General features: G+C 48.4%; 7 protein-coding genes and 1 CRISPR repeat array. Of the genes, 5 read left to right on the plus strand and 2 right to left on the minus strand.

Annotated elements, in window-relative coordinates:
• Positions 1 to 171: 171 nt before the first annotated feature.
• A CRISPR array of direct repeats spans positions 172 to 3,837; the repeat unit is 36 nt; unit sequence GTTTCCAACTATTCCGAATTAACCCAATCGGTCGGG.
• A 337-nt stretch (positions 3,838 to 4,174) separates the two neighbouring features.
• Together cas2 and ltrA are read right to left on the minus strand one after the other, a co-directional pair.
• Entirely contained in the window at positions 4,175 to 4,450 is a 276-nt protein-coding gene (cas2, locus tag AC286M_RS17765; protein ID WP_488205659.1) for a CRISPR-associated endonuclease Cas2, read from the minus strand.
• A complete protein-coding gene (gene ltrA / locus AC286M_RS17770) occupies positions 4,450 to 6,540 on the minus strand; it encodes a group II intron reverse transcriptase/maturase (protein WP_488205660.1) in 2,091 nt (696 codons plus the stop codon). Before ltrA ends, cas2 begins: the two co-directional genes overlap by 1 nt.
• 31 nt (positions 6,541 to 6,571) lie before the next feature.
• Between ltrA and AC286M_RS17775 the strand changes: the two genes are divergently transcribed.
• The 5 genes from AC286M_RS17775 to AC286M_RS17795 all read left to right on the plus strand — a co-directional run bounded on the left by AC286M_RS17775 (position 6,572) and on the right by AC286M_RS17795 (position 12,038).
• Positions 6,572 to 7,642, plus strand: coding sequence for an SAVED domain-containing protein (locus AC286M_RS17775; protein ID WP_488205661.1), 1,071 nt, complete (start codon positions 6,572 to 6,574; stop codon positions 7,640 to 7,642).
• 87 nt (positions 7,643 to 7,729) lie between these two features.
• Positions 7,730 to 9,589: a Cas10/Cmr2 second palm domain-containing protein gene (locus tag AC286M_RS17780; RefSeq protein ID WP_488205662.1), complete on the plus strand. Its 1,860-nt coding sequence runs from the start codon at positions 7,730 to 7,732 to the stop codon at positions 9,587 to 9,589.
• A gap of 4 nt (positions 9,590 to 9,593) precedes the next feature.
• Positions 9,594 to 10,154 (plus strand): hypothetical protein, encoded by a 561-nt coding sequence (locus AC286M_RS17785; RefSeq protein ID WP_488205663.1) that lies wholly within the window; start codon positions 9,594 to 9,596, stop codon positions 10,152 to 10,154.
• Positions 10,155 to 10,201: 47 nt separating this feature from the next.
• Positions 10,202 to 11,401, plus strand: coding sequence for an IS4 family transposase (locus AC286M_RS17790; protein WP_488203413.1), 1,200 nt, complete (start codon positions 10,202 to 10,204; stop codon positions 11,399 to 11,401).
• A 49-nt stretch (positions 11,402 to 11,450) separates the two neighbouring features.
• Positions 11,451 to 12,038: a type III-B CRISPR module-associated Cmr3 family protein gene (locus AC286M_RS17795; RefSeq protein ID WP_488205664.1), complete on the plus strand. Its 588-nt coding sequence runs from the start codon at positions 11,451 to 11,453 to the stop codon at positions 12,036 to 12,038.
• Positions 12,039 to 12,050: the final 12 nt, after the last annotated feature.

The following is a 12,050-nucleotide window of genomic DNA, read 5'->3' on the forward strand; positions in this document are numbered from 1 at the left end:
CAAAACGAGATCGCAGTCTTGAGCATGGGCTGGATAACTGCGATCGCACCTTCCCAAAACAGAAGAGGAGGAATCGAAAGTCCCCCAGAATTGGGGGATTTAGGGGGCCATTAACCCATTCGGTCGGGTAGCTGATCGCATTTATTATTACAACCGCGCCTGTCAGGTGATGTTTCCAACTATTCCGAATTAACCCAATCGGTCGGGGAGATAATAAATGCTCAGCAGGCCGAAAACTCTCTCGGTACGAATATGTATCGGTTTCCAACTATTCCGAATTAACCCAATCGGTCGGGGATCTCTGTTATCTCGGCGGTCGCAGCGTGTTTGGTCATTTATTGTTTCCAACTATTCCGAATTAACCCAATCGGTCGGGATTTGATTTGGAAAAGTGTTCAGGGCAAGCCTAGAGAGGGAGCGGTTTCCAACTATTCCGAATTAACCCAATCGGTCGGGGCGGTCTTTCTCCCGAGGCAACGGGTGGTTCTATCGGCGTGTTTCCAACTATTCCGAATTAACCCAATCGGTCGGGACTCTCTTATTAGATCTTCCGCAGATGCTCCTTAAATGGATTATCGTTTCCAACTATTCCGAATTAACCCAATCGGTCGGGAATCAGAAGATTAAGAATAAAGGTTCAGAGTCTGAAATAGTTTCCAACTATTCCGAATTAACCCAATCGGTCGGGCATACGCTCTACTGCAACTGCCGATGGATTATTACATTCCGGTTTCCAACTATTCCGAATTAACCCAATCGGTCGGGTAACGATGATTCTCAGAGCAGTTACTTTTACTTCGAGCTGTTTCCAACTATTCCGAATTAACCCAATCGGTCGGGTTTGGTTCCATCCCACGAGCGTCATGGTGTGTGATTATGTCCTACAGTTTCCAACTATTCCGAATTAACCCAATCGGTCGGGCGTACGATGGATTTTCACGCACTTTGCTTGTTCCAGCCCCAAAGGTTTCCAACTATTCCGAATTAACCCAATCGGTCGGGTGTGACCCTGTGAACATCATCCACGGCTACACCATCCGCATCGAGTTTCCAACTATTCCGAATTAACCCAATCGGTCGGGTGCTAAAGCACCAGGGTACGAGCGGCAGGCAGTAACTCTTTCGGGTTTCCAACTATTCCGAATTAACCCAATCGGTCGGGATAATCTCCTTACCCCCCAGATGATCAATGATATCGCTAAGTTTCCAACTATTCCGAATTAACCCAATCGGTCGGGCTTCGCACTAGGGGAGATTGCACTTCAAGAGTGCCGCTCTATTGGTTTCCAACTATTCCGAATTAACCCAATCGGTCGGGCATCTCTCGCGAGTTCGCTGATGCGGTGCGGCAGATTAAGAAAGAGTTTCCAACTATTCCGAATTAACCCAATCGGTCGGGACTCAATGATGTCTTCGATCCTGATAATTTTCTGGCGGAGCGTTTCCAACTATTCCGAATTAACCCAATCGGTCGGGTGTTGTCTAGTCGAGGTACCGATTCGTTTGGTCAATACCAGTTTCCAACTATTCCGAATTAACCCAATCGGTCGGGGGCTATTTGTCTTTTCCTTCGGCCTGATCGTATTAATCACGGGTTGTTTCCAACTATTCCGAATTAACCCAATCGGTCGGGTTTCTCGAAGTTAATGCCGTATCTTCCAGTTATACACACTGCTCAAGGAGTTTCCAACTATTCCGAATTAACCCAAACGGTCGGGCAGCCCTGATGGTAACGTTGATCCACGTGCAGGAAACGGAACTGGGGAGTTTCCAACTATTCCGAATTAACCCAATCGGTCGGGTAGAGTTCACGGTGGCACTCGAGAAGGAGCTTACGGTCTTCAGGTTTCCAACTATTCCGAATTAACCCAATCGGTCGGGCTGAACTAGAAACCGAGCCAGCTTCCACCGCTTCTATCCCCGTGTTTCCAACTATTCCGAATTAACCCAATCGGTCGGGCGGAAGACGGGATCGAGCTTACTGGAGCGCAACAGCTTGCGTTTCCAACTATTCCGAATTAACCCAATCGGTCGGGGCCTCGGGAGGGCAACTTGGGGCATTGGTCTGTGTGCAGACGTTTCCAACTATTCCGAATTAACCCAATCGGTCGGGACTGTTGACTTCCGTCTTGACTCTTCCGTTAACGGGTTCACATTGTTTCCAACTATTCCGAATTAACCCAATCGGTCGGGCTTCCTGAACCCAGGAGATCAACCCTATGTGACTGGTGCGTACTAGTTTCCAACTATTCCGAATTAACCCAATCGGTCGGGTTCATTATAAATCCCGCGGTGCTGACCGCACCGTTTCAATGTTTCCAACTATTCCGAATTAACCCAATCGGTCGGGTCGTGAGCCCATTCATCAGTTGTCCTCCATTGACTTCGGCAGTTTCCAACTATTCCGAATTAACCCAATCGGTCGGGTGTAGTTCTACTGGAGAATAAGTCAGGTGGCTATATTCCTGGATAGTTTCCAACTATTCCGAATTAACCCAATCGGTCGGGAGTTTTGGAAAATGATCTTTCCGAAACCCCAGTGGCTAATTGTTTCCAACTATTCCGAATTAACCCAATCGGTCGGGTGTCTTGCCCCCCGCTTCATTGGCAGTGCAACAGGAAGTCGCCATAGTTTCCAACTATTCCGAATTAACCCAATCGGTCGGGTAGACAAATTAGAACAATCTGCAAAATCACCAGAAGGTTTCCAACTATTCCGAATTAACCCAATCGGTCGGGTTGAAGTTACTTCAGGTACCGACTTCAATGGTAATCGTTACAGTTTCCAACTATTCCGAATTAACCCAATCGGTCGGGCTACATGATCAACGAGGAAGAGGTTGCTGCTGTCCTCAAGAGTTTCCAACTATTCCGAATTAACCCAATCGGTCGGGCAGAGCTTCAATTGGCAATCATCCACTTTTCAAAATGGGCTTTAGCGTTTCCAACTATTCCGAATTAACCCAATCGGTCGGGAGCCTGACACCGTTGCATCAACAGAGGTTCTGGGATACACGGGAGAGTTTCCAACTATTCCGAATTAACCCAATCGGTCGGGAACCATCAGCCTTGATGAAGCTCGTGAAATGGTCAAAGGAGTTTCCAACTATTCCGAATTAACCCAATCGGTCGGGCTCACCTATCTGGAACTCAACCTCAATATGTATTGAACTTCCGGTTTCCAACTATTCCGAATTAACCCAATCGGTCGGGTCGCAGCCAAACCCTGAAGCTACAACAAGCACTGAGAGACTATACGGTTTCCAACTATTCCGAATTAACCCAATCGGTCGGGGGCACCAATGCGTTTTCCTTGTCTCCCTCAACGTCCTGCGTTTCCAACTATTCCGAATTAACCCAATCGGTCGGGACGTCATTCGGGGCATCGAAGGCGTTACAGCAGTTACTAACAGTTTCCAACTATTCCGAATTAACCCAATCGGTCGGGTCGAGGAAATTCTACAAGGTGATCGTATGAACCGTAAAGTTTCCAACTATTCCGAATTAACCCAATCGGTCGGGCGTTGTATTGAACAACGGTGAAACCTTTATTGAGGTAACAACAGTTTCCAACTATTCCGAATTAACCCAATCGGTCGGGGAAATTCTATTCGAACCCAACGGGGTTTGGTGTCTTTTTCTTGTTTCCAACTATTCCGAATTAACCCAATCGGTCGGGGTTCAAGACTCAGATTATTTAAGTGTCAACGAAAATCGAGTAATTGGTTTCCAACTATTCCGAATTAACCCAATCGGTCGGGACTCAATTACCCCGTCCAGTCAAACTGTTGGTGGTGGCCGGTTTCCAACTATTCCGAATTAACCCAATCGGTCGGGAGCGACCTTCTAGAGGCCAGTGACAGAAGGAGTTTTATCCCCTTCATTTCACGCATCCCTATCCTATCACTTCCAAGCTAAGACAGTATCTCTCCTTACAACTCCTGAAACCCTTATACAACATGCTTCCCACGTACCTGAACGAAAAAACGTAGGTTTCAACCGATCAACGAGGTGCGCGTAATGCTTTCCAAACTATTAGTCTGTCAAAGTAAAGATGAGGGGTAGAAGAATTTTGAAAATATTGCGGAGCAATATTTTCAAAATTCTTCTACCCCTCAAAACACACTTGACAAAGCACTATGTCTAAACATGCCCAGAAAAACGCTTCAATAATTCACACGATATAGATATCAGGTGGCTCTTCTAAGGGTTCACCTCCAATCGAAAGAGCCTTCTGAAATGAATCACGAGTAATCCAATACATTCGGATGCTATCTTCCTCCGGTTGCACCCGCCGCTGGATCGCTTGATGGAGTTGCTGCATCTCTTTCAAATCCAGAAAACACTCGAACACTGAGTATTGCACTCGTCGCCCATATCCTTCTAAAAACGTTGCCAGCTTAGTTCGGCGCTTGTCATCTGGAATGTCATACGTGACTAGAACTAGCATTATTTGATTCGCCGAAACGCCTCATAGACTTGATTTCCTAACAGTGAACGCTTGTAACGCTGAATTTGAAGTTGAATCACTCGTCGATAAGACACAGATTCTTTCACCTCTGGATGTGAGATCTGCTCTGTCATTCGCTGTTCAAAATGTTTCAGAAAAACACGCCGGGCCGGATCGGTTAGGTAGACTCCCTGATTCTTCTTTGGCCAAGAGAAGTCTGTGGGCCGAATTGCTTTCGTATTAATTAACCGCAACACCAACGAATCCACCACCGGAGAGCGAAACTCTTCCATCAAATCAAACGCTAAATATGCTTTTTGCCGTTCTGCTCCATGCAAATTGCCCAGGTAGGGATTCAATCCCTCCGCCAACAGCAAACTAAACATATTGTTGAACAGCAGCGTATAGCCAAAACTCAGCAGTGAATTCACCGGATCGGTCGGCGGATGGAAATTGCGCCCCTGCCAGCTAAAGCCCGGATTCGTAATCAAATACTGAAACGATTGAAAATATTGCGTTGCTCCCAGCCCCTCGTACCCTCGTAGTTGATCCAACGTCAGCGACAAATCCCCATTCGTCACCGTCGCAATCGTTTGATTCAACTGATCAATCGCCGCTGCCACCGCTGGCTGCTGCCGCTTGCGATTCTGCCGCAGCAAGAAAATTTTAGAATTCCATAACTTACCTGCCACCATCGCCCGTGCTGTCGATAAGCAAAATGCCTGATCATGCTGCCGCTCAAATTGCGCCGTCTCCACCACCAAATCGCCCAGTTCCGCACTCCACAAATGCCCCTTGTACTCTCCCAACTGACTCAGGAAAATCACTGGAATCTGCATCTGCAAGCACGTACTCACCACCGCCGTACTCAACTGCACATTGCCAAACACCAAAATCCGATCCACCTCCCGAATCGGCACCTCTAACTCCCCCTCCCCTGGCGGCTTCAGAATAAACCGACCCTGCTCCTTGTTCAGCCAAGTTCCCTGCTGTACCACGTATAAACTCGACATACCGTTCCTCCACTCAACTTCATTCGACTCAATCTCCACCTGCATCGGAGTTCGCACTCCATACCCCAACACCACAAACAGCGGTGGCGGAATCGGCTGCTGTGATGCCTTTAATGCTTCTACCAGTGCCTGCTGCATCTCCGTTGGCTGTGCTCCTGTTTCCCTATGTACCAGCCGTAACTCCTGCCGCTCCTGTGCCTTTATCAAATCCAGCTTCCGTCGAGGAGCCAACCGCGTCACCAGATCCCCCGCAAACGCATGACCCAAAAACCGAAACCCTTGATCAAAATGGGTAATGCGCGTCTTCTCTGGATGAAGCTGGAGATCCATCTCCTCCAGAATGTGAATCACCCGCTCCCGCCCTTGCTCTAACCAGCGCCGACTGCGAGCCATCAGCACAAAATCATCTGCATAGCGCACTAGTTTCCAGCCCTGATCCGTCACCTGCTGATCCAAATCGTCCAGATACACATTGGCCAGCAACGGCGAAATTACGGCTCCCTGTGGCACACCCCGACGCGGCAGCAAAATGCCACCCTGAGTTAACACTCCCGCCTCAATCCACGATCTCACCAACCGAATTAACCACGGCTGATCGATGCGTTCCTTGACCTCCACCAGCAACCGCGCATGATCAATTCGGTCAAAATACTCCACAATGTCGGCATCTAGCACCCACTCATAGCCGCGATCGCGCCAGCGAGCCACCTGATCTACCGCCATTAGGTGAGAGCGTCCAGGGCGGTAGGCAAAACTGCATGGCTCAAACTCTGACTCCATCACTGGATAAAGCACCTGAAGTAACGCCTGCTGCACAATGCGATCTCGCACCGTGGGCACACCCAGCTCTCGCCAACCACCATCTTTCTTCGGAATAAATAACTGGCGCAGCGGCATTGGTCGATAGTGCTCTACTTCCACTACTTGACGCAGAGTAGACAACGCAGTCGCCTTGCGCCGTCCAAAATCCGTTACTGTTTCACCATCAACACCCGCGCAACCGTGATTCGTTGCGACTTTATCCCAAGCCTGCTCGAAGTTGGCTAAACTGAGAAATCTTTCGTGCAGAGAGACCATAACCGTACAGTTCCACTTGCAGGAGGTCGGAGTGTTCCAGCGAATCCGCCACTTCATCCAGGGAATCCGTGACTTTATTCAACGTAGCCGCAGCGCCCTCAACCAATTACGCAGCAGCCCTATCGATACTCTTAGTAATCCCTATGCCACCCTGGCGTCGATCATTGCCATGTTCGGTGCCTTTATTGCCGACAGTGCAGGTCAAGGTTATTTAGTGGTATTTGTAATCGCATTCATCGTTTTCCTAGTGGGTTTGTATAGCGAAGCTCGCAAAGCGGATATTTATCAGCACACTGCCATACCACTGCCGATTGTGATCAACGTGGCCAATCCCGCCAGCAGCGATAACGCTCTCAATGCTCTGTTCAACCTGATTGAGCAAGAACGCCGCTTCCAAAATCACCGTCGCAACCTGGCTCAATGTCTAAAGATTTTGCCGTCCGACCTTGTTTTTAATTACCGCGATAATATTCATCGATCCGAACGATTAACCGACTTTCTTAAAATCACTCGTTACAACATTGAGCGACTGAAAGAACAAACGCCTAAAAATACCATGCTTCACCTGGCCTATATTGGGCCAGCTAGCGTCGCTATCCTTGTCGGCACCATGCTGGGTCTAGATGGTGTTACCGTTTACCAGTACAACAAGTCTGCCGATAGCTACTATGCCGTGATAGAAATCCGCGATCGTAGCGTCAAAGAAGATATCGTCACCTATGACAAATTCGATGTCACTCTACCGGATCGTCATCAGCCCAACGTTACTGTTGCAATTGACGTTGCCGCTCATAAGATCCGGTTGAATGATCCAACGATTCAAACCTATGGCGATGTGATCTATCTAAAAAGTAAATCCGTTGGCACCATCACCAGCAATGAGGACTGGCTACAATACTGCCGCGAGATCTTCAAAGTACTCAATTACGCCCAGCAAAACTATCAGGAAATTCAACTGGTTTATTCCATGCCAGTGGCACTTGCGATCGCAGTAGGTATTGCCCTACAGAACTACTGGAACATTTTGCTGACTAATTACGATAGTCAGGCCAACAGCTATCAGCCCTTAATCAAGCTCAACGAGATCCGCTACTACTTTTAACATTACTTTTTACGTTGAAGAGTTCATTAAGTTCGTTGCCGCTATCCATCTTTCAAGGCTAGGGTGGGGACTAATTTTGACCACTTGATGCCGATGACGTTTATCTATACGGCCATTACCTTTGCCCCTGTCCAAGGCTTTATTGAAAAATCTCGTAAGTTACGTGACCTATATGGTAGTTCCTTCATCCTTTCCTACCTATCTGAGCAAGTCTGTTTGGCTGCTCGTCAGCACCTAATCGGTAAAGCAGAACTCAATGACGGGGATGATGATCCCATCATTTCACCCGCGTTGATTAATGTGACCCAAGGTGTTCCAAATCAGATCTTGATCCGTGGTGAGTTTCCATTCCTACAGGCACAGGAAGCATTTAACCAAGCCTGGACAGATATCGTCGAGACTTGCCGCACTTGGATCCAATATCAGATCCCAAACCAACCCAGTGGAGAGTGTTGGGAATATAAATACTGGCAACGAACCTGGCAAGCTTGGACAAATCACACCTGGGAATTCTTTTGGGCAACGGGAACCACAGGCGATAAAGCAAAAGTGAACCTTAATGAACGCAAGTTTGCACGGGCATGGACAGGCATCAACTGGACAGGTGAAAGCTCTACTCTATCTGGAATCGACTCACGAGCTTGGCCCCATCTTGGGAAATACCAACCCTATTCCCGCTCCCAACCAGCAGAAGATGCTGAAGTTAAAGCGTTTTATGCTCAACTGAGTGAACGGTTAGGTATTGCAACTATTACACCCCGTGAATTTCTGAGCATTCCTGAACTGGTCAAACGCCTGATCACTATTGAAGAGATCGCCAACTACCGCCAGCAGCTTGCGGTTGAAACACCACTGACCTTTAGAGCATTGAACCGCTTGCTGAACCGAGACGAGGACGATCTCCAAGTCAGTCGTGAGGTTGAAAATGCCGAGCGTGAGGATAAAGAACAACGACGCTGGACAGGCTGGTTTCAAGGAGATGGTGATAAGGCTGGGGATTACCTCCGCAATAAAGACGATGTTGAGCTACACCAGTTTAGTTGCCATATGCGCTCATGGGGAGCCAACCTTAAGAAACAGCTTCCTAAAATTGAACTCCATGATCCATTTAAGAAAAAGCTAGATCCCGACGGTCGCATTATCTACGCTGGAGGGGATGATTTTTTAGGTGTTCTCTACCGCAATGAGCCATTTCCTGCGATAACACCACTTGAATGTTTACGTTGGTTTGAAACCTTCAAATCCCAAGTTTGGAGTCACGCACAGGAACCGATCACCGTTAGTGTTGGTTTTGTCTGGGCAGCTCCCAACGTTCCACAACGAGATGTGCTCCAGCACTGTCGCGAAGCCGAGCAGTCTGCCAAACGCTCCGGTCGAGATCGCATTGCCTTTCGGATTTTGTTTAATAGCGGCAACCATCTGGAATGGGTTTGTCCCTGGTGGTTACTAGAAGGTGATTTCTCTAACTTACCTTCACCTCCAGAGCAGTTGCCTGCGACCGGACTCATTGCAGCCTACTGCGATCGCAGCACTAAACATCGCGATCGCAACGATCAACAAAACTATGCCCAGTCGTCTAGCTGGACGCACATCTACAACGATGTTGGCGTTTTGGAAACCCGTCATGCCTTTAATCAAAGTACCGATGTGGCATTAGGACTGATCGAAATCTACTTTGGTAAATCGTACCGCCAGCTTTTAGAGCATCAGGAATACTGGTTCAACCAAGATGCTGAAACTGACGAAAAGACCCGACTATTTACTGGCATCTTAGGTGATGTAGAAGGTTATCGAGTCAGTGATCGGCAGCAAGACAACTTCGGTGAACTTGACCAAACCGCTATTCAAGAAGCATTCAATGACTGGGTGATCAACCTGGCCAAAGTCGGGTTTCACCTGTCTCAAACATCCAAAGATGTTCAACCTGCTCATGCGATCGCAGCCTAAACCTATGACTTCAGAAAATCAACCCCAAGCCTTCACACCGTTCCAGTATCTTATTGCTATTCATCCATTAGGACTACTCTATGGAAGTGCTGGCCCTTTTCTATCACCTGAAAACTTAGTTGGCCGAGCTGGTACGCGCTTTCCACCGAGTTCTGCCACATTATCAGGTGTTTTCGCTGCTCAGTATGGTGATAGCGGTGTCAAGAAACTCCAATTAGCTGGCCCCTTTTGGGCTAAGTCTGACACTGTTGAGGCTAGTTCAGATCAAGACTTTTATGTGCCTACTCCTTTCATTTACCTAATCGAAAGAGGTTCCGACGAAATTGCTCATACCTTAAGCTGGCAACCTCATCCCAATGATTCTGACAGGATGAGCTGGCTGAATCAAAACCAAGAGACTCCAGTTGGCAAATTTGAATCGAATACTTGGCTAGCACTCAGTCAGTGGGATAATCCGTTTCTCGTACAGAAAGCTCCCTGGTCATTTCTGCCCCATCTCCATCCTCGACCTAACCGGGTGACAAGCGAGTTCAGAACCAAGGTGGACAAAGCTTTGAGAGAATAACAGAGGCAAAGAAATAGGGAGCCTTGAGCAGACTCCCCCAACCAAATATGTTTCCTGCATTCTACCAAACCACCCTCCAAGCTCATCTGAGCGACCCGCAGTATTTGACCCTGCAGCTCTTGTTATGTTTGCTACAGGCCCATCGTCAGGTCAAACTGTCAGTTTTAGCCAGTGTCTTTCCTCAACCGATTCAATATGGCAGTCGAAAACGGAACTTACAGCGGTTTTTAGTCTTGCCTCAACTGAGGGTCAAACTGCTGTGGTTTCCGCTGGTGAAATACTGGATTCGGCAAGAGCAAACCGGACGGGGATTGAATCGATCCCAACGCCGCCGCCTCAAACAACTGAAGCATCAAAAGTATGGCTACTGGATTCTGGCGATTGACCGCACTCAGTGGAAAGGGCGAAATATCTTCATGGTCTCTCTGATCTGGGGCACCCATGCCCTGCCCCTGTATTGGGAGGTCTTAAAGCAAAGCGGCAACAGCGACCTTCGGACTCAAAAACGACTGCTAAAAGCCGTTTTCCCCCTGTTGAAATCCTACCCCGTCTTAGTGCTTGGAGACCGAGAGTTCCATAGTCCAAAACTAGCTAAATGGCTAGACTCCAGGGGCATCATGTTTGCCTTGCGGCAGAAGAAAGACCTTCATTTTCAAGTGAGTGTGCAACAGGAGTATACCGTGGTGAAAGACTTGGGCATTCAACCCGGCATGAGACAGTTCTATCGGGGCATCTTGGCCAACAAAGGCGATGGGTTGGGTCCCTTTAATTTGGCGATCTATTGGAAACGAAGCTATCGTAACAAAGGCCCGAAAGACCCCTGGTATATTCTCACCAATCTGCCTAATTTGAAGCAGGCCATTGAGATCTATCGCTGTCGCTGGGGCATTGAGCAGCTCTTCAAGGACTGTAAGACTGGGGGCTACAACTTAGAGGACACCAAGGTCAATGAACCCCGATTTTTAGCCTTGCTCTTACTCATTGCGATCGCGTACAGTTTGGCCACCCTACAGGGGCAATGGATGCGGCAACTCCGCATTGACCACTATGCTGGACGTATTCAAAAACACCAAGATAAAACCTTGCGACACAGTGAGTTCAGCTTGGCTCTCTATGGGCAACGGTGGACGTATGGGATGGAACTGTGGGCCAATCAAGCGTTTCAGTTGATGGCGCTCAAACCCCACAAACGCCTCTATTTTCAGCGGGGTCTCCGTGCCCTATCCTTGATGCAGCAAGCTATCTAGCTATGTTGTCACCCTTTCAGATCCTCGACTAGAGCTTGATCAGCGACGAGTGGCTGCACCAACTGATGATGAACCTGACGAAGAAGCGCGAGGCAGCCTGTTTTTAGAAAATGCCGTACAGCTTGCACCCGATGTCTGCCTCGTTTATCTAGCTAATCAACCTCTTGATGATGGTTGGTATCGCTTTGGCGGTGAAGGTCATATGGTTGAAATCACTTGCCACGATCTCTCCAGCCATATCTGCGATCGCTTATCGGCTCCTGTTGGTCGAGCCTTTGCGCTGCTTACACCTACCGTTTGGGGTTCCAATCGGCTCTCCAAACGTTATCCCGATGCGTGGCAAGACAAATTGGCAAGTGGACACGCTGATCAAGAATCCATTTTGACGGCTAAACCTGTCCCCTTTCGCTATCGCATGGGGGGTGGCGAAGAGGTTAAACGCTTATCCCGTGGCCGCTATGCAGTCCCAGCGGGCACTGTATATGTCATGAGCGAGAAACACCCATCTTGGTATGAATGGCCTCTGAGGTGGTTTCCCAAAGAAGGTCCCTACCTCAATCGCTGGGGCTGTGGTTTAGCGTTACCGCTAGAAAGTGCAATCGGCTCTGCCGTCTCAAAGAGAATCACAACTGCTTAAAGACCGACTAAT

This window comes from Thainema salinarum CENA647 (assembly GCF_057732415.1).